At 67.7% G+C, this 20,734-nt stretch carries 22 protein-coding genes; 9 read left to right on the forward strand and 13 right to left on the reverse strand.

Annotated features, from left to right (window positions below; translation table 11 throughout):
* Window positions 1–229: 229 nt before the first annotated feature.
* Complete coding sequence (locus GV790_RS24605) at window positions 230–763, forward strand: hypothetical protein (protein WP_228806202.1); 534 nt, start codon at window positions 230–232, stop codon at window positions 761–763.
* 7 nt (window positions 764–770) lie between these two features.
* Here GV790_RS24605 and GV790_RS24610 read toward each other — a convergent pair whose 3' ends face one another.
* Together GV790_RS24610 and GV790_RS24615 are read right to left on the reverse strand one after the other, a co-directional pair.
* Entirely contained in the window at window positions 771–1,766 is a 996-nt protein-coding gene (locus tag GV790_RS24610; protein WP_163816562.1) for a hypothetical protein, read from the reverse strand.
* A 59-nt stretch (window positions 1,767–1,825) separates the two neighbouring features.
* Window positions 1,826–2,248, reverse strand: a complete 423-nt coding sequence (locus tag GV790_RS24615; RefSeq protein WP_163816564.1) for a winged helix-turn-helix transcriptional regulator — start codon at window positions 2,246–2,248, stop codon at window positions 1,826–1,828.
* Between the two features lie 82 nt (window positions 2,249–2,330).
* Here GV790_RS24615 and GV790_RS24620 point away from each other — a divergent pair, with 82 nt between their 5' ends.
* Window positions 2,331–2,867: a pyridoxamine 5'-phosphate oxidase family protein gene (locus tag GV790_RS24620; protein ID WP_163816566.1), complete on the forward strand. Its 537-nt coding sequence runs from the start codon at window positions 2,331–2,333 to the stop codon at window positions 2,865–2,867.
* A gap of 4 nt (window positions 2,868–2,871) precedes the next feature.
* Here the strand turns inward: GV790_RS24620 and GV790_RS24625 are convergent, their stop codons facing one another.
* Window positions 2,872–3,780 carry an oxygenase MpaB family protein gene (locus GV790_RS24625; protein ID WP_163816568.1) on the reverse strand — a complete coding sequence of 303 codons (909 nt, stop codon included), beginning with the start codon at window positions 3,778–3,780 and terminating at the stop codon, window positions 2,872–2,874.
* Window positions 3,781–3,905: 125 nt separating this feature from the next.
* On the opposite strand from GV790_RS24625, the gene GV790_RS24630 reads away from it, so the two are divergent.
* The 3 genes from GV790_RS24630 (at window position 3,906) to GV790_RS24640 (ending at window position 7,624) form a co-directional block, all read left to right on the forward strand.
* Window positions 3,906–4,826 (forward strand): acyl-CoA dehydrogenase family protein, encoded by a 921-nt coding sequence (locus GV790_RS24630; RefSeq protein WP_163816571.1) that lies wholly within the window; start codon window positions 3,906–3,908, stop codon window positions 4,824–4,826.
* 930 nt (window positions 4,827–5,756) lie between these two features.
* A complete protein-coding gene (locus tag GV790_RS24635) occupies window positions 5,757–6,767 on the forward strand; it encodes an ATP-binding cassette domain-containing protein (protein ID WP_163816573.1) in 1,011 nt (336 codons plus the stop codon).
* Window positions 6,764–7,624, forward strand: a complete 861-nt coding sequence (locus tag GV790_RS24640) for an ABC transporter permease (RefSeq protein ID WP_163816575.1) — start codon at window positions 6,764–6,766, stop codon at window positions 7,622–7,624. The genes GV790_RS24635 and GV790_RS24640 overlap by 4 nt, the downstream gene beginning before the upstream one ends.
* Window positions 7,625–7,627: 3 nt before the next feature.
* Here GV790_RS24640 and GV790_RS24645 read toward each other — a convergent pair whose 3' ends face one another.
* Window positions 7,628–7,840: a hypothetical protein gene (locus tag GV790_RS24645; protein ID WP_163816577.1), complete on the reverse strand. Its 213-nt coding sequence runs from the start codon at window positions 7,838–7,840 to the stop codon at window positions 7,628–7,630.
* A 130-nt stretch (window positions 7,841–7,970) separates the two neighbouring features.
* Here GV790_RS24645 and GV790_RS24650 point away from each other — a divergent pair, with 130 nt between their 5' ends.
* Entirely contained in the window at window positions 7,971–8,843 is an 873-nt protein-coding gene (locus GV790_RS24650) for a rhomboid family intramembrane serine protease (protein WP_163816579.1), read from the forward strand.
* A gap of 67 nt (window positions 8,844–8,910) precedes the next feature.
* Here GV790_RS24650 and GV790_RS24655 read toward each other — a convergent pair whose 3' ends face one another.
* Both GV790_RS24655 and crgA read right to left on the reverse strand, forming a co-directional pair.
* Window positions 8,911–9,330 carry a PH domain-containing protein gene (locus tag GV790_RS24655; protein WP_178128301.1) on the reverse strand — a complete coding sequence of 140 codons (420 nt, stop codon included), beginning with the start codon at window positions 9,328–9,330 and terminating at the stop codon, window positions 8,911–8,913.
* Window positions 9,331–9,447: 117 nt separating this feature from the next.
* Window positions 9,448–9,714, reverse strand: a complete 267-nt coding sequence (gene crgA, locus GV790_RS24660; protein ID WP_014348321.1) for a cell division protein CrgA — start codon at window positions 9,712–9,714, stop codon at window positions 9,448–9,450.
* A gap of 114 nt (window positions 9,715–9,828) precedes the next feature.
* Here crgA and GV790_RS24665 point away from each other — a divergent pair, with 114 nt between their 5' ends.
* Genes GV790_RS24665 through GV790_RS24675 form a run of 3 tightly spaced genes read left to right on the forward strand, consistent with a single transcriptional unit; the run spans window position 9,829 to window position 11,633 of the window.
* A complete protein-coding gene (locus GV790_RS24665) occupies window positions 9,829–10,473 on the forward strand; it encodes an aminodeoxychorismate/anthranilate synthase component II (RefSeq protein ID WP_163816584.1) in 645 nt (214 codons plus the stop codon).
* A complete protein-coding gene (locus GV790_RS24670; protein WP_163816586.1) occupies window positions 10,470–11,159 on the forward strand; it encodes a RibD family protein in 690 nt (229 codons plus the stop codon). Before GV790_RS24665 ends, GV790_RS24670 begins: the two co-directional genes overlap by 4 nt.
* Window positions 11,160–11,174: 15 nt before the next feature.
* Window positions 11,175–11,633 carry a deaminase gene (locus tag GV790_RS24675; protein ID WP_280210610.1) on the forward strand — a complete coding sequence of 153 codons (459 nt, stop codon included), beginning with the start codon at window positions 11,175–11,177 and terminating at the stop codon, window positions 11,631–11,633.
* A 13-nt stretch (window positions 11,634–11,646) separates the two neighbouring features.
* Here GV790_RS24675 and GV790_RS24680 read toward each other — a convergent pair whose 3' ends face one another.
* From GV790_RS24680 to GV790_RS24710, 7 genes are all read right to left on the reverse strand, one after another.
* A complete protein-coding gene (locus GV790_RS24680; protein WP_014348325.1) occupies window positions 11,647–12,066 on the reverse strand; it encodes a CBS domain-containing protein in 420 nt (139 codons plus the stop codon).
* A 137-nt stretch (window positions 12,067–12,203) separates the two neighbouring features.
* Window positions 12,204–14,141 (reverse strand): Stk1 family PASTA domain-containing Ser/Thr kinase, encoded by a 1,938-nt coding sequence (gene pknB, locus GV790_RS24685; RefSeq protein WP_163816588.1) that lies wholly within the window; start codon window positions 14,139–14,141, stop codon window positions 12,204–12,206.
* Window positions 14,138–15,661, reverse strand: coding sequence for a protein kinase domain-containing protein (locus tag GV790_RS24690; RefSeq protein ID WP_163816590.1), 1,524 nt, complete (start codon window positions 15,659–15,661; stop codon window positions 14,138–14,140). Before GV790_RS24690 ends, pknB begins: the two co-directional genes overlap by 4 nt.
* A gap of 37 nt (window positions 15,662–15,698) precedes the next feature.
* Window positions 15,699–17,165 carry a peptidoglycan D,D-transpeptidase FtsI family protein gene (locus GV790_RS24695; RefSeq protein ID WP_163816592.1) on the reverse strand — a complete coding sequence of 489 codons (1,467 nt, stop codon included), beginning with the start codon at window positions 17,163–17,165 and terminating at the stop codon, window positions 15,699–15,701.
* Window positions 17,165–18,652 (reverse strand): FtsW/RodA/SpoVE family cell cycle protein, encoded by a 1,488-nt coding sequence (locus tag GV790_RS24700; protein WP_163816594.1) that lies wholly within the window; start codon window positions 18,650–18,652, stop codon window positions 17,165–17,167. Before GV790_RS24700 ends, GV790_RS24695 begins: the two co-directional genes overlap by 1 nt.
* Complete coding sequence (locus GV790_RS24705; RefSeq protein WP_163816595.1) at window positions 18,652–20,133, reverse strand: PP2C family protein-serine/threonine phosphatase; 1,482 nt, start codon at window positions 20,131–20,133, stop codon at window positions 18,652–18,654. The genes GV790_RS24700 and GV790_RS24705 overlap by 1 nt, the downstream gene beginning before the upstream one ends.
* A complete protein-coding gene (locus GV790_RS24710) occupies window positions 20,130–20,597 on the reverse strand; it encodes an FHA domain-containing protein FhaB/FipA (RefSeq protein WP_014348331.1) in 468 nt (155 codons plus the stop codon). Before GV790_RS24710 ends, GV790_RS24705 begins: the two co-directional genes overlap by 4 nt.
* Between the last annotated feature and the right edge of the window lie 137 nt (window positions 20,598–20,734).

Raw genomic sequence — 20,734 nt, forward strand, 5'->3', positions numbered from 1 at the left:
ACCTTCACGGCGGGCTTTGCCCCCGGACCCCCTCTCAGGTAGGCCCGCCGTGAAGGTGCTCGGTCGGTGACTGCGGTGACGCTTGTCGTGGCCGGTGGGCTGCGATCACCGCACAGCCTTACGGGTGGGAGTTCGTGAATCTTCCCAGCTGCGCCTGTCTTGTCAGCGCACTGCTGTGGGCTTACGTTTACTGCACTCGCCGAGGGCACGGGTGTGGATGGAGGGGCCGATGCGGATCTCGATACGGGGGGATGGGGACGGGCTGCGGGTTCGGATGCGGTTCGAGATCAATCGGCGGCGGTGGCTGATTCTGCGAATCGCCCTGTGGATACTCGCGATTCAGGGGCTGGTGGTCGGGGCGTGGGCAGTGGTGGCGCCGCGGTCCTGGTACACCAGCTTTCCCGGATTCGGGATGCGGTGGATATCCGCCGACGGGCCGTACAACCATCACCTGGCCGCGGACGTTGGGGCGTTCTTCCTCGCCTTGGCGGCCGTCACCGGCGCGGCACTGTATTACGGGGACAGCTTGCTGGCGCGGGTCGCCGGGCTCGGGTGGGTGGTTTTCGGAGTACCGCACCTGATCTACCACCTGCTCCACAAACCGGCCGAGATGGGCGGCGTGAGTTACACATTCAGCGTTCTCGCGGCGGCACTGCTACCCGTCCTCGGGCTGGCGGCGATCCTGGTGGCGCCCGCCGAACGCACCCAGGTGCGTGACCCGGCGCCGCTGAACATCCGGTTCCCACGACGCCGGGAACGGTGAACGCTGCTCAGCCGAGCGCGGCGGCCTGCTCGATCCGGCGCAGCTGCTCCGGCTCGGGCCAGCTCCTGATCTCGTAGCGGGTGGGCGCGAGGCCCGGCACCGGCGTCAGGCCGAGGATCTCGACCACGCGGGCGAACGGCGCGTCGAACAACGTGCGTTCCTCACCGTTGTCGTCGGTATCGCAGAAGACGACGAGATCGGCCTCCGGCAACAGATAATCCACACCCTCACCCCATGCGGTGATGGTGCGCGGGCCGTCGCCCGGGTCGTAGTACATCAGCGAGGCGACATAGGCGCTGGAGGAGTCGGCGAGCTCGGCGTCCAGCGACTCGAAATCGAAGTCCTCTTCGAGGATTTCGTTCAACCACTCGGTCTGCGCGGCATACTCGGTGACGGCGAGGCCGCAGCGGGCCCGCTGCGCGGCAGGCAGCTGCTCATGCGGGCCTGCCTGATCGAAGGGCACCACCCGGCCGTCGTCATCGACGGTGTAGGCCTGCGGACTGAGCGGACGCTCGGACTCGCCGTACTGCTCCTCGACCATCTCGAACAGCGAACCGATCATCTCCGGATCATCCGGCGCCACGATCAACGTGTCCGCATCCGGCAGGAACGCCACGGGGCGGCGGCCGTAGCCGGCCCGGAAGCCCGCCAACCAGCCCGGAACCAGCAGCCAGGACGTGAAGTAGCCGTCGCCGTCGTCGGCGAAACGCAGCACGGAACCGGCCTCCAGGTCCGGCAGCTGGGCCATCGTGGACAGATTCGCCAACGCGGCCGCGAAGACCTCATCGGCCGACACATTCCACGCCGCTCGATGATCGTCATTGACGATGGTGCGCCGATCGGGCAGGTCGACGGCCACCAGCTCGTCCACGAACGGCAGCACGGTGCGCCCGAGCGGCTGATCGGACGCGGGCACGGTGCTGCGGTAGGTCACGGGCCGGAGCACCGGCCGCAGCAGGGGACGGGCCTCGGCCCAGTTCTGAGGAACCTCGAAGTCGGTCACGTCGCACACGGTAACGGTCGCCTACGACACTTCCTGGCGTTGGCGACAACCGCCGGGTATCAAGCGATTTCGGCCCTGCCGTCGTAGGCGGTGCGCGCCGCCGCGATCTCGCGCTGATGTGTTTCGGTCCAGGTGACCAGCGCCTGAATAGTTTCGTGCAGGCTCCCGCCGAGCGGGGTGAGCTGGTACTCCACCCGAGGCGGAACCACCGGATACACCGTGCGCCGCACCAACCCGTCGCGTTCCAGATGCCGCAGCGTGCGGGTGAGCATCCGCTGGCTCACACCGTCGATCTCACGCCGCAATTCGGTGAAGCGCATGGTGCGACCGGCCAGCAGTGCGATCGTCAGCAATGACCATTTGTCGGCGATGCGGTCCAGGATCTGGCGCACATCGCAGTCTTCGCGGGTGTCCCATTGTTTCGCGGTGTAGTCGTCGGTATCCGCGCAGTAACCGAGTGACTCAGAAGTGCCGTCTTCCATGGAATCAAATAGTGACCGATGATGCTCTCAGTTACAAGAAGTAACCGACAGGTACTTCGGGAACCGAGGTGGAGGTGGCGTGATGGTCGGCAAAGTGGGGTCGTTCGCGGAGATCGAATCCGAATTCGATGCCTATGTGGGGCGCATCGTGTACGCGACGATGGTGACCGTGGACAGCAAGAACCGTCCGCGCACCAGGGTGCTGATCCCGGTATGGGAGAACGTCGACGGCACGCCGCTCGGATGGCTGGCGACCTACCGGACGCCGATCAAGTCCGCCCACATCGCCCGCAACCCGCACGTGAACTTCTCGTATTGGGCTCAGGGCAGCAATAATTCGGTCGCCGTCGATGCGACGGCGCAGTGGATCGACGATCCGGCCAACGGTGTGCACGACCCGCGGACCAGGGAACGGATCTGGCGGATGTACGCACGCACCAGCCCGCGCGGCGCCGGATATCAGCTCGGGCAATTCTGGAGCGCACCCGACGATCCGACCCTGCACATCATGCGGCTGGAGCCGTGGCGGATCCAGGTCATCCGCGGCCGGGATCTGCGCAGCCGGATCTGGCAGGCGCCGGCCGACGTAACGGCCGGGCCCGCCCCGGTATCCCGGTGAGAGCTCAGATCGGGCGCTTGGCGATGACGGTCTGCAAGCGGGCGCGATCCCGCTCCAGCTTGCGGGCCTCATAGGCAATGGGGAAGTAGCGCAACCGTTCCGGCAGCAGTGGCACGAGCCTGGCGATCACCCAGCCGATGGCGCGCAGCTTGCGTTCGTCGGATTCCGACCAGGTCAGGCCGAGCTTGCGGCGGGCGGACTCGGGCGTGGTACCGACGGTGACGAAGTATTGCAGCGCGCCGATCGGGGCAGCCGCCCGCTTCCACACCGGCACGAGCACCTTGGGCAGGCCCTTCGGAGCGCCGACCGAGCGGATCACCCGCAGATAATCGTGCGCGGTCTGGGTGGCGACCAGATGGTTCTCGACGGTGTCGGCGAAGAACTTCTCGAAGTCGGCGTAGGTGGCGGGCACTTCCTTCGGTGGCACCGAGAAGTTACGCATGAGCTGCAAGGTCTCGGTGTAGTACTGCTCCTTTTCCGCCGGGGTGAGTGGACGCTTGGAAAAGTACTTTGCGTTCTCACTGAAGGCGAAGGTGCCGGTGTGCAAGACCCAGGCCCACGGCCCACTGGACAATGCACGATGCTTGACGCCCGCGGCGTCGGTGGTGTTCAGCGATGCGTGCATGGCGCGCAGCCGGGCGGTTTCGGCCAGCGCTTCCGGGCCGCCATAGGTCCAGGTCATCACCGCGGACAGGCTGCGTACGGCGCGGCCGATCGGGTCGGTGCGGAAGGTGGAGTGTTCATCTACGACCGCGGAGATCGTCGGCTCCATCGTCTGTAGCAGGAAGGCGGAACCAGCGGTGAGCGAGAAGGTGACCAGACCGACTTCGTCCCACATCCGGGTTCCCGGGCCGATGGGCCGTGGTTCGGGCAGGTGGGTGGTGCGAGATTCGGCCTCTACGGACGCGGTCATTGCGATCTCCCTTGATCGGCGACAGTGAGCGAGCGTGAGAAAATAATACTCTAACTCTCTCACGATCGCAGTGCGTGTTTCCTTGGCCGGACGCCGAGCCGACGGCACACCGCTAGCGTGCAGGGGTGGATTCTGTACTCGATTACCTGCTCACCGCGCCGGCCGAGGTCGCGGCGCTCACCGATGTGTCGCAGGCCTGGCAGCGGCACCGGGACACCGCCGCGCGGTTCGAGACCCCCGTCGATGCGGCATTGGCCTGCGGGTTCGGCGCTGATCGACTCGGATACGCGTTCCTGTCCGGATATCAAGCCGCACTGCGAGCCTTGCTGCCGCAGCTGTCCCCGGGGGATCTGGTGTCGCTGTGCGCGACCGAGCAGGGCGGCGGGCATCCGGCGGCGATCCGGACCACCGTCACCGAGCGGGCCGGGCACGGGCTGGTCGACGGGACCAAGACCTTCGCCACCCTCGGCGAACCCGCTGACCGTCTGGTGGTGATCGCCAGTGCGGGCACCGATGCCGGTGGCCGCAACCGATTGGCAGCCGCGCTCGTCGATGCCGAGCAGCCGACCGTGGTGCGGTCCGCGCTTCCCGAAACCCCGTTCATCCCGGAAATACCGCATGCGACGGTCACATTCACCGCTGCCCGAGGGCGACTGCTGCCCGGCGACGGCTACACCGACTATCTGAAACCATTCCGCACCATCGAGGACATTCACGTGCTCGCGGCAGCGCTGGGCTGGCTGATCAGGATGGGGCGCAAGGGAGCGGTGGCGCGATCGTTGCTGGAGCAATTGCTGGCCGACGCGGCGATCTTGCGTGATCTCGGGCGGGCGCCGGCTAGTTCGCCCGGTGTCCATATCGCGCTGGGCGGGGTGCTCGCCCGCTTCGACGAACTACCCACGATGACGGCGCCGATCTGGGCGGCCGCCGAGCCGGAGGACGCCCGCCGATGGGAGCGCGATCTGCCGTTGCTCCGGGTTGCCGGGAAGGTGCGGGGCCTGCGATTGACCGCGGCCTGGCAATCGGTGCACGGCCCCGCTCATTAGTGCCGGAAACGAGGTTCCGCCAATCGGTTCCGGCGGAACCTCGTCCGGACATGAGAGCGGGCCTCGGCGAAGGGGGGGAGTTAGCCGAGGCCCGCGTAAGGTCGGCCCGGGGGGGAGGGGCCGACGAGAACGATCCTACGCGAAGATCCACGTTTTTGTGTGTATGAGGACAGTCGGTTTCGAAGTTTTTTCGGGGTAATTCACAGGGTTCGGGTCCCGAGGTTGGTGAATCGGACACCCGGCTCGATCCCGGGTCGGCCCGCCGATGGCTCCATGGTTGCCAAAAGCGCAGGCCCGCACCGGTTTACCGGGCTGTATACGCGGTTGTCCAGGAGTTCAGGTGCGATCGGTAAACATGCCGACCGGTCGCTGTAGCGTCTGCCGGGGTGCTATCGCCGGCCGCGTGTCGTCGCCGACGGTGCCGGCCATTGTGCGGTAGCCGACGCGATATCAGAAATGTGTCGTACCCCCGTGGCAGCATCCCTCGCGTGGACGACCTCGCCTCGCGAACGCTGCCGTCGCCGGTGTATTTCCGCCTCCGGTTACCCGGACGCGGGCCGTCCCCGCGCCCGAACGAGTACCGGCCCGCCGGGATTCGAGTAGTCCGGTACGCGCGACCGCTCGCCCCCGTCGGCGGGATCATCGAATCGGTCGCACCCCGATCCGGTACCCCCGAGCACCGCCCGGATCGCGGTGCGGCCTTCTTTCGTTGCCCACCGGTAACCGGGCGGCCCGGCAAATCGGATGAAATCGGTCACCCGACGCGCAATACTCACACCAGGTCTGGTCGATCGTCCGAATGGTGCGATCGGTCCGGTTGCCGGCCCTCGCGATTAATTTCGGCACCCGGGGCCGTCATATCAGCAGGTCGCCGAGGAAGCCGGCCACCGACACCGCATGTCATCGAGCTCTACGAACTTCAGGAGAATCATGGGTGACGCAATAGTCGCCGAGGGTCTCGTCAAGCGATACGGCCCGCAGGTCGCCCTCGACGGGCTCGACCTGACCGTGCCCGAGGGCACCGTCACCGCCCTGCTCGGCCCGAACGGCGCCGGGAAAACCACCACCGTCCGCGTCCTGACGACGCTGTTGATCCCCGACGGCGGCCGCGCCACCGTCGCGGGCATCGATGTGCTGCGTGATCCGCGGGCACTGCGCCGCCGGATCGGCGCGTCGGGCCAGTACGCGGCGGTCGACGAGTACCTCACCGGCTTCGAGAACCTCGAAATGGTCGGACGCCTGTACCACATGGGCGTCCAGCGCAGTAAAGAACGCGCGCGCGAACTGCTCGACCGATTCCGGCTCAGCGACGCCGCCGATCGCCCGGTCAAGGGCTACTCCGGCGGTATGCGAAGGCGCCTTGACCTGGCGGGTGCGCTGGTCGCCGCGCCGCCGGTGCTGTTCCTCGACGAGCCGACCACCGGCCTGGACCCGAGAGCCCGGCTGGATCTGTGGGATGTGATCGAGGAACTCGTGGCCGGCGGCACCACCTTGCTGCTCACCACCCAGTACATGGAGGAGGCCGATCGGCTCGCCGATTCCATCGCGGTGATCGATCGCGGCAAGGTCATCGCCAAGGGCACCGCCGATGAGCTGAAGACGATGGTCGGCGGTGACCGCATCGAGCTGACCGTCGACCATGTGGACAACCTGGCCATCGCGCAGCAGGCGCTGGCGGGTCTGGCCGACGGCGAGATCCATCTGGAACCGGGCCTGCGGCGCATCATCGTGCCGGTCAGCAACGGCTCGCAGGCCCTGGTCGAGGCCGTCGGCAAGCTCAACGACCACAGCGTGAAAATCCACGACGTCGGCCTGCGGCGCCCATCGCTCGACGACGTCTTCCTCACCCTCACCGGACACGAGGCCGAGGAACTGATCAACGCCGACGACGCGGCCGAGGGCCTCGGCGCGCTGGAAGCTACGGAAGGAAAGACTCGATGACCGCGGTCAGCACCACACCGGTCGTGCCCGATCACGGCCCTGGTCTCGGTGAGCGGCTCTCGACCGTCGTCTCCGACACCATCACCATCACCAAGCGCAACGTCATCAAGATCAAGCGCGTGCCCGATGTGCTCATCTTCAGCACGCTCTCGCCGATCATGTTCGTGCTGCTGTTCGCCTACATCTTCGGCACGGCGATCAAGGTGCCCGGATTGGAGGGTGGCTACCGCGAATTCCTCATCGCCGGCATCTTCGCCCAGACCTGCGTGTTCGGCGCGACCTTCACCGGGCTGAGCCTGGTGGAGGATATGCAGAAGGGCATCATCGACCGGTTCCGGTCGCTGCCGATGGAGCCGGTCGCGGTGCTCATCGGGCGCACCATCAGCGATGTCGTCATCAATGTGGTGAGCCTGGTGGTCATGTCGCTGACCGGCCTGATCGTCGGCTGGCGGATCCGGGGTTCACTGGTGGACGCGGTGCTGGCCTATGTGCTGCTGCTGCTGTTCGCCTACGCGATCTCCTGGATCATGGCCTTCGTCGGTCTGATCGTGCGGGCACCGGAGGTGTTCAACAATGCCAGCTTCATGGTGATCTTCCCGCTCACCTTCCTGGCCAACACCTTCGTGCCGATCGAGGAACTGCCGACGGTGCTGCGCGTATTCGCCGAATGGAACCCGGTCTCGGCCGTCACGCAGGCGATTCGCGAGTTGTTCGGCAACACCTCGCCGGTACAGCCGCCGCCGGACACCTGGCCGATGCAGCATCCGGTCGCGACGACCCTGATCTGGGTTGTGGTGATCTTGGCGGTCTTCGTCCCGCTCACCCTGTGGCGGTACAAGCGCAGCGTCAGCCGCTGAGGCTCAGCTCTGCGAATCCGCGCCGGCACCCGTCTCGGGGGTCGGCGCGGAACCGTTTCGGGAGTAGCCGATGCGCGGCGGGGCGGGGGCCGGCTCCGGCGGCTGCGGGCGCTTGGCCCGGGCCAGCCAGGCGGCACCGCCCGCGGCCGCGACGGCGGCGGCGGTCAGAAGCCGATTACGGGAACGCGAAGACAGGTGCGGGGACCTCGAGCTCATGGGTCAACTCTGACACAGACCCCGGGCTCGCGCACCGAGCCCCAGGTCAGCGCGCTGCCCGGGACGTCATGGCACGATGGTCGGGTGACCATGACCGCGTCGGCGCCGCCGGCACGATTCGAATGAGCCGATGAACCCCCAACCTCCCGCGACGACGTGTGTCCGGCACCCGGATCGGGTGACCGGTCTGGCCTGCACCCGGTGCGGTCGCCCCGCCTGCCCGGAATGCCTGCGTCCGGCCTCGGTCGGCCAGCACTGTGTGGATTGCCTGCGCGCGGACAACCGCGGCGCCCCGCAGGTGCGCACGGTGTCGACGGCCGTTGCACCGCGAGTGCGGATCCCGTATGTCACGTACGCGTTGATCGCGATCAACGTCGCGGTATTCGCCATTACCGCCGCGCAATCACGCAGCCTGATCGACAACTACAACGGCTCGCAGCTGTTCCTGCGCTGGGTGATGTACCCGCCTGCGGTGGCCGATGGCGATTGGTTCCGGGTGATCGGCTCCGGTTTCCTGCACTATGGGCCGATTCACCTGCTGCTCAATATGTTCGCGCTGTATGTGGTCGGCCGCGATATCGAGCTGGTGCTCGGCCGGACGCGCTACCTCGCGCTGTATCTGGTCTCGCTGCTCGGCGGTTCGGCCGCGGTCATGATGTTCTCCCAGGACAGCCTCACGGCGGGCGCGTCCGGCGCGGTCTACGGCCTGTTCGGGGCCATCACGGTGATCTTGATCCGGCTACGGCAGAACGCCAACAGCATGTTCATCCTGATCGGCATCAACGTGTTCATCAGCTTCTCGCTGCCGGGCATCTCACTGTTCGGTCATCTCGGCGGGCTCGCGGCGGGCACAGTTGCCACCCTCGGCATCTTGTTCCTGCCCGCCTGGTTGAAGGCCGGGTCGACGCGCAGCGCGCAGATCATCGGCTGGTCCGCGGTCGCTGCGGTCGCGGTGATCTCGCTGGCCGTCCTCGGGACGGCGGCAGCGTCACTGCTGCCCTGAGCGCACGCACGGGCGGGAATGTTTCACGCGAAACACCGACCGCGAAGCGCGAGGCTGCGCATCCTGCTCAGGGCCGGGTGATGTCCCCGCTCAGCCGCAGCTGCTCGACCAGGACGTCGTAGACGTCTTCGGGGTGGGTGCCCAGGTCCCAGCGCCCGAAGATGAGCAGCCGCTCGGCGTCATTGTGGATGAGCTCGATCTCCAGCATCGGCGTGCGGCGCCCGAGACGGCGGTAGTAGACGATGCGCGCGCGCAGGATCTGGTCGGGGCGATATTCGGTGGGGCCGGTCAGTGAACGCACCACCAAGCGTGGATCCGCGCCGGGAATCACCGACAGCCGGGGGCGCTGCCGGAACCCGAGACCGGCCAGCCCCAGCAGCAGCACGGCGGCAAGGCCGATGAGCAACCGGCCCGGTGGATCGTTGTTCAGCACCGCGACCACCGCCAGGATGACGCCGCCCGCGCTCGCCGCGACCAGCGCGGACATCGGTGTGGTCCACGAAAGGCGCGACTCAGGATTCACGATTTCCTCGAGTTGTCCACAGGTTCATCCACAGGTGTGCATGAATGACACGTCTGTAATACGGGCGGCCGGCAACCGGGCTCAGCGCCACCTCATGGTCATGATCAGGCCGATCACCATCAGGCCGAAGCCGATGAGGAAGTTCCAGGCGTCGAGGTCGCGCATCCAGCTGATCTGATCGCCCGCGAGGTAATACACAAGCAGCCACACCAGGCCCGCGAGCATGAACCCGAGCATGATGGCGACGTACCAGACCGGCGACGGACCGACGGCCTTCACCTTCACCGGGGTGCGGCTGGCGGGGGAGCTGGAGTAGTCGGTCTTCTTACGGACCTTGGACTTGGGCATGACGTCCTCGAATTCGGCGAACAGGGCAATACCGGCGTCCCTCCGGTTCTCTCTAGGCTATCCCAACTGGTAATGGATGCGACGGCCTGTGGGTAGGCCACGTAATCTCGAACCATGCGTGTTCTGGTCGTCGACAATTACGACAGCTTCGTCTACAACCTGGTCCAGTACCTGGGCCAGCTGGGCGCGGAGGCCGAAGTCTGGCGCAACGACGACCAGCGCCTGGCCGATCTGGATGCGGTGGCCATCGAATTCGACGGCATTCTGATCAGCCCCGGGCCCGGCACCCCCGATCGCGCGGGTGCGAGCATCGAGTTGGTCCACGCCGCCGCCCGGCAGCGCACCCCGCTGCTCGGTGTGTGTCTCGGCCATCAATCCATCGGGGCGGCCTTCGGCGCCACCGTCACCCGCGCGCCGGAGCTGCTGCACGGCAAGACCAGCGAGGTGTTCCACATCGGCGCGGGCGTGCTAGCCGGGCTGCCCGATCCGTTCACCGCCACCCGCTATCACTCGCTGACCGTCCTCGAAGACACCCTGCCCGAGGAGATCGAGGTGCTCGGCCGCACCGAAAGCGGGATCGTGATGGCCATGCGGCACCACGACCTGCCCATCCACGGCGTGCAGTTCCATCCGGAATCGGTGCTCACCCAGGGCGGCCACCGGATGCTGGCCAACTGGCTGGAAGTGTGCGGCGAACGGCCCGCCGAGGGTCTGGTGGAGATGCTGGAGGCGGAGGTCGCGGCGCTGGCGATCTCATGAGCCGGCCGTACGTGCTGCTCTCGGTCGCCGCGAGCGTCGACGGCTATATCGACGACGCGAGCCCGCAGCGGCTGCTGTTGTCGAGCGCCGAGGACTTCGACCGGGTCGATCAGGTGCGGGCCGAATCGGATGCCATCCTGGTCGGCGCGCAGACCTTGCGCAGTGACAATCCGCGACTGCTGGTGAACGACGCGGCTCGGCGAGCCGAGCGTCTCGCCGCAGGCAAGCCCGAGTACCCGCTCAAGGTCACGGTGACGGCCGGCGGTGACCTCGATCCCGAGCTGCGGTTCTGGCATCACGGCGGTGACAAGCTGGTCTACACCACCGTCGCCGGAGCGGCTCGGCTCGGCGACCGGCTTGGCGAGTCCGCCGAGGTCGTCGCGCTCGGCGAACAGATCGAGCTCGGCCGGTTGCTCGATGATCTCGGCCATCGTGGAATCGGCCGGTTGATGGTCGAGGGCGGCACCCGCATCCTCACCGGTTTCCTGGCGGCCGGGCTCGCCGATGAACTGGTGCTCGCGATCGCGCCGCTGATCGTCGGCGACGCCGCCGCCCCGCGGATACTGGAACCGGCCGATTTCCCCGGTGGTGCGCGGCGGCGGATGCGGCTGGCCGAGGTCGGGCGCGCCGGCGATGTGGCGGTGCTGCGCTATCTACCCAAGACCGGTGATCTGCCCGAAGCGTAAAAGGAGGCGGCAATAGTGGGTATCGCGTCGACCGACCACAACTGGATGCTGCGCGCGATCAACCTCGCCAACCTCGCCCCGCGCAGCGCGACCGCCTTCTCCGTCGGTGCGGTGATCGTCGCCGACGGTGTCGAGATCAGCTCCGGATATTCGCGGGAAACCGATCCGAAGGTGCACGCGGAAGAGTCCGCGCTGGACAAAGTGGCCGCGGATGATCCCCGGTTGGCGGGTGCGACGATCTACAGCACCCTCGAACCGTGTTCGGAGCGCGCCACGGCGACGCGGCTGCCGTGCACCGAGCGGATCCTGCGGGCCGGAATCCCCAGAGTCGTCATCGCCTGGCGGGAACCGGGCACCTTTGTCACCAACTGCGTCGGCGTGGAACGGCTGCGGCAGCAGGGCGTCGAGGTGGTCGAACTACCGGAACTGGCCGAGGCGGCGATGGCGATGAACCGCCACCTCGACCTGTCCTGATCGGTTCAGCGCGTCACGGCCTGCCGTAGACGGCGGTGACGAACTCGCCGAGCTGGTTGTCATCGAGATGCCTGGCCAGATCGGCCTCGCTGATCATGCCGATCAGGCGCTTGTTCTCGATCACCGGCATGCGTTTGACCTGGTGGGTCTCCATTTCGTCGAGCACCTCGTCGACGTCGGCGTCGGCCGAGATCCAGCGCGGCGTCGCTTCGCACAGCTCCGCGGCGCGAGTGCCCGACGGGGACAGACCCTGGGCGATGCATTTCACCACGATGTCGCGGTCGGTGATGATGCCGCACATCCGTTCGTTCTCGTCGGCGATGACGAGCGAGCCGACACCGAGTTCGGCCATCACGCGGGCCGCCTGTGCGACCGTTTGATCTCGGGAAATCCACTGAGCGCCGGGCTTCATGATGTCCCTGGCAGTGGTCATCTGGGCTACCTCCTCATGGATTCAGCTGAGCTGATCGGGATGGAGCCCATCAATTGTCGCACCGCACGGACCGACCGGTTCGGTGAATCGGCATCCCGTTCACCCGAATCCGGCGGCCGGTCCGGCGGCGCGTCGGATCACGGCGGGCCGAGCGGAAGCACCCCGGTGTAGATGACGACGGTACTGTTGCGCCCGACCGAGGAGCCCGCCGCCGGCTGCTGGTTCAGCACCTTGCCGACATTCGCCGAATCCAGCGTGACCTGCGTGTTCTGCACGATCTGGGTGGTCGAGCCGGCCCAGCCGGCCTGGCGCAGCCGGTCGACGGCCTGCGAGGCGTTCAGCCCGACCAGGCTGGGCATGGTGAAATCGGCGCCGAGCGAGACCTGCACCGTGACGGTCGATCCCTTCTCCGCCGTAGAACCGCCGGCCGGGCTGGTCGCGATGACCTCACCCTTCGGCCGGGACGAGACGACCTCCTGGACGACGACCTTGAACTGCGCGCCCTCCACCAGATTCGGTTCGGCGACCTCGATGTCTTGGCCGACCACATTGGGCACCCGGACCTGCTCCGGCCCGCTGCCGATGGTCACCTTGACGGCCCGGTCGACCTCTACGCTCGCGCCCTCGGCCGGGTTCTGGCCGATCACCTTGTCCAACTCGGCGGTGCTGGAGGCCTCCTTGTCGACCTGGGGATCCAGCCGCAATCCGATGGCGTTGAGCTTCTGCTCGGCCTCCTGCCTGGTCAATCCGGTCAGCCGGGGCACCTGGATCTGCGCGGGCCCGGTGGACACGTGCAGGGTGATGGTGCTGCCCTCGTCGACGCGGGAACCGCCGAGCGGCTGGGTGGCGATCACATTGCCGGGAGCGACCCTGGCGTCGGGCTTCTCCTGGATGGCGACGTGGAAACCGAGATCCTCGAGTTTCTGCTCGGCCTGCTGCACCGAACTGTTCGACAGATCCGGCACCGCGATCTGATCGGGCTTGCTGCCCGGCCCGATCAGCACCCAGAACAGGGCGATCGCGACGATCACCGCGGCCACCGCGCCCAACGTCAGATAGGCGGTGCGCCGCTGGCTCGGCGGCTCCACCGGCTCCTGTTCACCGGTGTCGTCACCGCCGCGATAAGCGGAGCGGTCATGGTTGTCGACGGTGTGGTACGAGTGCTGTGCCGGTTCCTCCGAGCCGAGGATGGTGGTGCGGTCCTCGTCGGTCATCACCATCGGCGCGCTCGGCTTCTGCCCGCCGAGCACCCGGATCAGATCCGCGCGCATTTCGGCGGCGGTCTGATACCGGTTGGCCGGGTTCTTGCTCATCGCCTTGAGCACCACCGAATCCAGTTCGCGTGGCACCCCGTCGTGCACGAGCGAGGGCAGCCGCGGATCCTCGCGCACATGCTGATAGGCCACCGCCACCGGCGAGTCGCCGGTGAAAGGCGGTTCGCCGGTGAGGATCTCGAAGAGCACACAGCCCACCGAGTACACATCCGAGCGGGCGTCGACGGATTCGCCGCGCGCCTGCTCCGGCGAGAGGTATTGCGCGGTACCGATGACGGCGGCGGTCTGCGTCATCGGGTTGGCGGCATCGGCGATGGCGCGGGCGATGCCGAAGTCCATCACCTTCACCGCGCCGGACCGATTGATCATGATGTTGGCCGGCTTCATATCGCGGTGCACGATCCCGGCCTTGTGGCTGAAATCCAGTGCGGCGCAGACATCGGCGATGATCTCCATCGCCCGGCGCGGCGGCAGCGGACCCTTGCCGCGCACGATGTCGCGCAGCGTCTCGCCGTCCACGTACTCCATCACGATGTAGGGCAGCGGGCCGCCGTCGACCTCGGCCTCGCCGGTGTCGTACACCGCGACGATGGCCGGATGATTCAACGCGGCCGCGTTCTGCGCCTCTCGTTTGAAGCGCAGATAGAAGGTGGGGTCGCGGGCGAGGTCGGCGCGCAGCACCTTGATCGCCACATCCCGGCTCAGTCGCAGGTCGCGTGCCTTGTGGACCTCCGACATCCCGCCGAACCCGATGATCTCGCCCAGCTCGTACCGGGAGGAGAGATTCTTCGGGGTCGTCATGGCAGTCCTTGCTGGGAAGTAGCCGGCGTGCTGCTTTCGGTGACGACGGGACGTCGGGCACCGGGAATCTCGGGCAATGGTATGTCGACGGTCGGCACCCGCCCGCGGGTGGTCGTCGGCTGTGTCGAGGTGCGCTGAACCGTGGTGGTCGGCTCGGTCGTCGACGGTTCGGTGGTGGTCGGTTCGGTGGTCGTCGACGTGGGCGGTTCGGTGGTGGTGGTCGGCGGCTGCGTGGTGGTCGGTTCCTCGGTGGTGGTCACCGGGGGCGGCAGCGGCCGCACCGTCGTGGTGACCGGCGGCGGCAGCGGCTTTGTGGTGTGCGGCGCGACCGTGGTCGACTCGATCTGCCTGGTCGGATCGGGGTTGGTGTCGCCACCGAACAGCAGCCAGATCACCAGCCCGCCGAGCACCACGGCGCCGACACCGAGCCCGGCCATCCACTTCTGGGTAGAGGTCGGGCCGCGCTTGTGGTCGTCGGGCGGCATCGGCGCGCGCCCGGAGGCGGCGGTGGCACCGACCGTCGTCGGAGTCGCCGCGCCGGTCGCCGCCGCCGTCGGATAACGCACGGTCGCGCCGTTGTCGTAGGCGGGCTGGGCCGAGGGCAGCACCACCGTCGGCCCCGGTGGGAGCACCCTGGTGGCGCCGGTGGGCGCGGGCCCGGTGCCCATCCCGCGCGGCGGCGGTGGCCTACGGCCCGCGCGCACCGCGGCGACGGCGTCGGCGAATTCGCCGCCATCGGCGTACCGCTGGGCCGGATCCTTCCCGATGGTGATGTCGATCAGTTCGCGCACGTTGGGCGGCAGATCCGAGGGCATCGGCGGTGGTGTCTCGCGCACATGCTTCATCGCGACGGTGATCGCGCCGTCGCCGCTGAACGGGCGCTGGCCCGCCAGCGCCTCGTAGCCGACGATGCCGAGGGAGTACACGTCGCTGGAGGCGGTGGCGTCCTCGCCGACGGCCTGCTCCGGTGCGATGTACTGCGCGGTGCCCATCACCATGCCGGTCTTGGTGACCGGCGAGGCGTCCACCGCTTTGGCGATGCCGAAGTCGGTGATCTTCACCTGCCCGGCGGGGGTAACCAGGATATTGCCGGGCTTCACATCGCGGTGTACCACACCGGCGGCGTGCGCCACCTGCAGCGCCCGGCCGGTCTGTTCGAGCATGTCGAGGCCCTGCGCCACCGAAAGCCTGCCGAGGCGGTTGAGCACCGTATTGAGCGGTTCGCCCTGCACCAGTTCCATGACCAGGTAGGCCACCTCCCCGCCCTGCGGGTCGACGGTCTCGCCGTAGTCGTAGATGCCGGCGATGCCGGAGTGGTTGAGCTGCGCGGTGGTCTTGGCCTCGGTGCGGAACCGATGCCGGAAGGTGGGATCGGCCGAGAACTCCGACTTGAGCACCTTGACCGCCACCCGCCGGTCGAGACGGGTGTCGAGGGCTTCCCAGACCTGGCCCATACCGCCGGTGGCGATCAGCCGCTGCAGCCGGTACCGGTCCGCGATCATCGCACCGTTGTTCAGCATCGGATTCCCCGCAGATTCACTCGCACATCCATCTCGTTCAGCGCCCTTGCAGGCCCGCGTCCAGTACCGCGCGGGCTACCGGCGCGGCGACCGACCCACCGGTTGCCGCCTCCCCGCGGTCACCGCCGTTCTCCACGATGACCGCAATCGCGATCTTCGGGTTCTGCGCGGGCGCGAAGGCGATATACCAGGCGTGCGGTGGGGTATTACGCGGGTCCGAGCCGTGTTCGGCCGTTCCGGTCTTGGACGCGATCTGGTACGGCCGTCCGCCACCGCCCTTGGTGTTCTGTTCGGAGGCGACCATCAGGTTGGTCACGGTCGACGCTACCTGGGCGCTCACGGCCTGCCCGACCGACACCGGTGTGGTTTCCGACAGCACGCTCAGATCGGGGCCCTGCAGCTGGTCGACCAGGTACGGCTCCATCCGCACGCCGCCGTTGGCGATGGTCGCGGCGATCACCGCGTTGTTGAGCGGGGTCAGCGCGACGTCGCGCTGACCGATGCTGGTCTGGCCGAGTGCGGCATCGTCGGGGATCGGCCCGACGGTGCTCTCGGCGACCGGGATCGGCACCCCGCGATGCGGCCCGATGCCGAAGGCGGCGGCCTCGTCCTTCAGGTTCGAGGCGCCCACATCGACACCGAGCTCGACGAACGCGGTGTTGCACGACATACGGAACGCGTCGTACAGCGAGGCGGTCGGGCCTGGGCCGCAGGTGGTGCCGTTGTAGTTCTCCAGCGTGGTGCTGGTGCCGGGCAGGGTGATGTTCGGCGCGGCGGTGAACTGGCTTTCCGGGGTGGCGACCCCGTTGGACAGCGCCGCCGCGGTGACGATCACCTTGAAGGTGGAGCCGGGCGGATAGGTCTGCGAGACGGCGCGATTGAGCATCGGCTGGTTCGGGTCCGAGCTCAGCTGCTCCCAGGCCTTGGTGCCCTGGGCGCCGTCGTGGCCCGACAGCAGGTTCGGGTCGTAGCTCGGGGTGGACACCATCGTCAGGATCTTGCCGGTGCTCGGCTCGATCGCGACCACCGATCCGGTGTAGCCCTTGCTGGTCAGCTCGTCGTAGGCGACCTGCTGCATGACCGGGTCGATGGTGGTGACCACATTGCCGCCGCGCGGATCGCGCCCGGAGAACAGATCGACCAGCCGGCTGCCGAACAGCTGATTGTCCGAGCCGTTGAGCACCGGATCCTCCGCGCGTTCGAGCCCGGTGCTGCCGTACTGCATGGAGTAGAAGCCGGTGACAGGGGCGAAGGCCTCGGGCGCGGTGGGGTAGGTGCGCAGGTATTTGTAGCGGTCGTCGGTGGCAACCGAGCTGGCGAGCACGGTGCCGCCGGCCGAGATCTGGCCGCGCTGGCGCGAGTACTCGTCGAGCAGCACCCGGGAGTTGCGTGGATCCGCGCGCAGATCGTCGGCCTTGATGACCTGGACATAGGTGATGTTGGCCAGCAGCGCGACGACCATGACCATCACCGCGACGGCGACCCGGCGTAGGGGAGTGTTCACTACCTCGGCCCCCCTTCCTGACGGTTCTGATCCCGCCGCATCATCTCGGTCGGCGCCTCGGCGATCGGCGGCGGTGCGACTTCCTTCTTGCGGACCGGCGCCGGCGCGCGGGCCGCGTCGGAGATCTTGATCAACAGCGCGAGCAGCGCGTAGTTGGCCAGCAGCGACGAACCACCATAGGACATGAACGGCGTGGTCAGACCGGTCAGCGGGATCAGCTTGGTGACACCGCCGACCACAACGAACAACTGGACCGCGATGGTGAACGACAGACCAGCGGCGAGCAGTTTGCCGAAGCTGTCGCGGACCGCGAGCGCGGTGCGCATCCCGCGCATGATGAACACCAGGAACAGGACCAGCACCGCGGTCAGCCCGATCAGGCCGAGTTCCTCACCGATGGTGGTGACGATGAAGTCGGTCTTGGCGAAGGGCACCTGGGACGGGCGGCCGCTACCGAGCCCGGTGCCCGCGAGCCCGCCGGTGGCCAGCCCGAACAGCGACTGCGAGATCTGGTAGCCGGTGTTGTTGTAGTCGTCGAAGGGGTGCAGCCAGGTTTCCACGCGCACCCGCACGTGCCCGAACAGCTGATAGGCGAAGACGAATCCGAGTGCGAGCAGCCCGCCACCGATGATCAGCCAGCCCACCCGCTCGGTGGCGATGTAGAGCATCACCAGCACGGTGCCGAAGATCAGCAGCGACGTGCCGAGATCCTTTTCGAACACCAGCACCCCGATGCACACGATCCACACCGCGAGGATCGGGCCGAGATCGCGGGCCCTTGGGAACTCCATGCCGAGGAAATGCTTGCCCGCGGCGGTGAACAGATCGCGCTTGGCCACCAGCACCGAGGCGAAGAAGATGATCAGCAGGATCTTGGCGAACTCGCCCGGCTGCATGCTGAAACCCGGCAGCCGGATCCAGATCTTGGCGCCGTTGGTTTCGGAGAATCGGCTCGGCAGCAGCGCCGGGATCGCCAGCGCGACCAGCCCGATCAGTCCCAGGGTGTAGCTGTAGCGGGCCAGCGTGCGATAGTCGCGCAGCACGATCAGCAAGGTGATGAACACGATCGTGCCGAGCGCCGTCCACAGGATCTGCTGGGTGGCGTCGGGGGAGGGCACCGGCCAGTCGTTGTAGGCGGCGGCCTGCTGATCGGCCAGATCGAGACGATGGATCAGCACCAGGCCGAGGCCGTTGAGCAGCGCGACGATGGGCAGCAGCAACGGGTCGGCGAAGGGTGCGAAGCGGCGGATCGCCAGATGCGCGATCCCGAACAGAGCGAGGTAGGCCAGACCGTATTTGGCGATATCCCAGGTGATCGACTGCTCCTGGCTGGCCTCGACCAGGAACAGCGATGCGGTGGTGACCACTGCCGCGAAGCCGAGCAACAACAGCTCGTTGTTGCGTCTGGTGCTCGGCGCAGGCGCGGGAGCGAAGCCGCCCGGGGGACTCGGATAGGCCCCGGCGGACGGTGGTGCCGGTGCGGACATCAGTCCGTCACCCGGCAGTTCTCCCCCGCGGTCTGGGGCTGGGTCGGCGGAGCCGTGGTGGTCGGCGGCGCCGGCGTCGGGGTGGCCGAGGCCGGCGGCGCGCCTTCACCATTGGGTGCCGGAGCCGGGGGTGGCGCGGTGGTGGTGGTCGGGGCGGGGCCCGTCGGCGGAACAACCGGCGGCGCGACGACACCTGGCTGCGGCACCGAGCTCTTGGTGTCGCACGGCGGCAGCAGTTCCCGGTCGGCCAGCACGGCCATCTGGTCCTTGGCCTTGTCCAGCGAGCCGGGCGGCAGGCCCTTGTCCACCTGGTCGCGTCCGGTCTGCTTCAGGTCCTCGACCTTCAGTTCCCGGCAATCGGCCGGCATGTCCGCATCGGCGTCGACCAGCGTCAGCTTGCCGTCGGCGGCGACACAGCCGACCAGATCGACCTCATGGATCGAGTAGCCGAGGATCGAGCCCGGCAGCCCGCGCATGACGACGACGCGATCGTTGTCGGCGCCGACGTAGTAGTTGGACCGGATCATCTTGTACCCGACCAGCAGACCGACGCCGACCGCGGCCACCAGCGCGACCGCGAGCAGGATCCAGCGCAGCCGATGCGATTTCGCCGCGGGCGGCGGTTCCGGTGCGGAGGCGGCCCGGCGCGGCGCCGCACGCGGCGGGCGCATGGCGGCGGCTCGGCCGGCCGCGGTGTTCGGCGGTGGAGTGTCCTCGTCCTGGCCCGACGCCGCGCCCGCGACGATGGGGTGGCTCTGCCCGTAATCCAGGTCGATGACATCGGCGACGACCACGGTGACGTTGTCGGGTCCGCCGCTGCGCAAGGCGAGTTCGATCAGCCGGTCGGCGCATTCGTCGGTGCTGCCCTCGCGCATGGTGTTGGCGATGGTCTCATCGCTGACCACATCCGAAAGCCCGTCCGAGCACAGCAGATACCGGTCGCCCGCGCGTGCCTCGCGCATCACCAGCGTCGGCTCGATCTCGTTGCCGGTGAGCGCCCGCATGATCAGCGAACGCTGCGGATGCGTGTGCGCCTGCTCCGGGGTGATCCGGCCCTCGTCGACCAGTGACTGGACGAAGGTGTCGTCCCTGGTGATCTGGGCCAGCTCGCCGTCGCGCAACATGTAGGCGCGCGAATCGCCGATGTGCACGAGGCCGAGCTTCTTACCGGCGAACAGCATGGCGGTGAGCGTGGTGCCCATGCCGTCGAGCTCGGGTTCCTCCTCGACCTGATCGGCGATGGCCGCATTGCCCTCACGGGTGGCGCGGTCGAGCTTGCCGAGCAGATCGTCGCCCGGTTCGTCGTCGTCGAGGTGGGCCAGCGCCGCGATCATCAGCTGCGAGGCCACTTCGCCCGCCGCGTGTCCGCCCATGCCGTCGGCGAGGGCGAGCAGGCGGGCACCCGCGTAGACGGAATCTTCGTTGTTGGCCCGGACCAGACCGCGGTCGCTGCGCGCTGCGTAGCGGAGAACAAGTGTCACGATCGGAGCTCGATCACAGTTTTGCCGACCCGGACGGGAGCGCCGAGCGGAACACGGACAGCGGTGGTGACCTTCGCGCGGTCGAGATACGTACCGTTCGTCGAGCCGAGATCCTCGACGTACCAGTCGTCACCACGCTGTGACAGCCGCGCATGTCTGGTCGAAGCGTAGTCGTCGGTGAGTACCAGCGTGGAATCGTCCGCACGGCCGATCAGCACCGGTTGGGTGCCGAGGGTGATGCGGGTGCCGGCTAGTGAACCTTGAGTCACCACAAGATATTTGGCGCCCTTCTGGCCTCGGCGCAGGGACGGCAGCACCGCGGGACCGCGCGCGGCCCTCGGCTGGACCCGGATGCCGGAGGCCGCGTAGATGTCGCTGCGCAAGGTCCGCAGCACCGCCCACACGAACAGCCACAACAGCAGCAGGAAGCCCGCACGGGTCAGCTGCAGGATCAGTCCCTGCACGGCGCTCCACCTCCTGTTCGACCGTGTGTCGGTGCCGTAGGTGTGGTTCGACCCACCCCCACCGCTGTGCTGGTCTTGCCGGCTCCGTATGCGGTGCCTCGCGTGTGTGGGCACATCATAGGGCCGTCAGCCGATAC

Source organism: Nocardia cyriacigeorgica, from assembly GCF_010858045.1.
In the GTDB taxonomy this organism is placed as follows: domain Bacteria; phylum Actinomycetota; class Actinomycetes; order Mycobacteriales; family Mycobacteriaceae; genus Nocardia; species Nocardia cyriacigeorgica_E.

Bases quoted from the DNA above. Each gene is read 5' to 3' on its own strand.
- GV790_RS24635 (WP_163816573.1), top strand. From the start codon at position 5,757: ATGGGTGACGCAATAGTCGCCGAGGGTCTCGTCAAGCGATACGGCCCG.
- GV790_RS24620 (WP_163816566.1), top strand. From the start codon at position 2,331: ATGGTCGGCAAAGTGGGGTCGTTCGCGGAGATCGAATCCGAATTCGAT.
- GV790_RS24680 (WP_014348325.1), bottom strand. From the start codon at position 12,066: ATGACCACTGCCAGGGACATCATGAAGCCCGGCGCTCAGTGGATTTCC.
- GV790_RS24650 (WP_163816579.1), top strand. From the start codon at position 7,971: ATGAACCCCCAACCTCCCGCGACGACGTGTGTCCGGCACCCGGATCGG.
- crgA (WP_014348321.1), bottom strand. From the start codon at position 9,714: ATGCCCAAGTCCAAGGTCCGTAAGAAGACCGACTACTCCAGCTCCCCC.
- GV790_RS24640 (WP_163816575.1), top strand. From the start codon at position 6,764: ATGACCGCGGTCAGCACCACACCGGTCGTGCCCGATCACGGCCCTGGT.
- pknB (WP_163816588.1), bottom strand. From the start codon at position 14,141: ATGACGACCCCGAAGAATCTCTCCTCCCGGTACGAGCTGGGCGAGATC.
- GV790_RS24645 (WP_163816577.1), bottom strand. From the start codon at position 7,840: ATGAGCTCGAGGTCCCCGCACCTGTCTTCGCGTTCCCGTAATCGGCTT.
- GV790_RS24665 (WP_163816584.1), top strand. From the start codon at position 9,829: ATGCGTGTTCTGGTCGTCGACAATTACGACAGCTTCGTCTACAACCTG.
- GV790_RS24700 (WP_163816594.1), bottom strand. From the start codon at position 18,652: ATGTCCGCACCGGCACCACCGTCCGCCGGGGCCTATCCGAGTCCCCCG.
- GV790_RS24615 (WP_163816564.1), bottom strand. From the start codon at position 2,248: ATGGAAGACGGCACTTCTGAGTCACTCGGTTACTGCGCGGATACCGAC.
- GV790_RS24605 (WP_228806202.1), top strand. From the start codon at position 230: ATGCGGATCTCGATACGGGGGGATGGGGACGGGCTGCGGGTTCGGATG.
- GV790_RS24670 (WP_163816586.1), top strand. From the start codon at position 10,470: ATGAGCCGGCCGTACGTGCTGCTCTCGGTCGCCGCGAGCGTCGACGGC.
- GV790_RS24690 (WP_163816590.1), bottom strand. From the start codon at position 15,661: ATGCTGAACAACGGTGCGATGATCGCGGACCGGTACCGGCTGCAGCGG.
- GV790_RS24625 (WP_163816568.1), bottom strand. From the start codon at position 3,780: ATGACCGCGTCCGTAGAGGCCGAATCTCGCACCACCCACCTGCCCGAA.
- GV790_RS24655 (WP_178128301.1), bottom strand. From the start codon at position 9,330: ATGTCCGCGCTGGTCGCGGCGAGCGCGGGCGGCGTCATCCTGGCGGTG.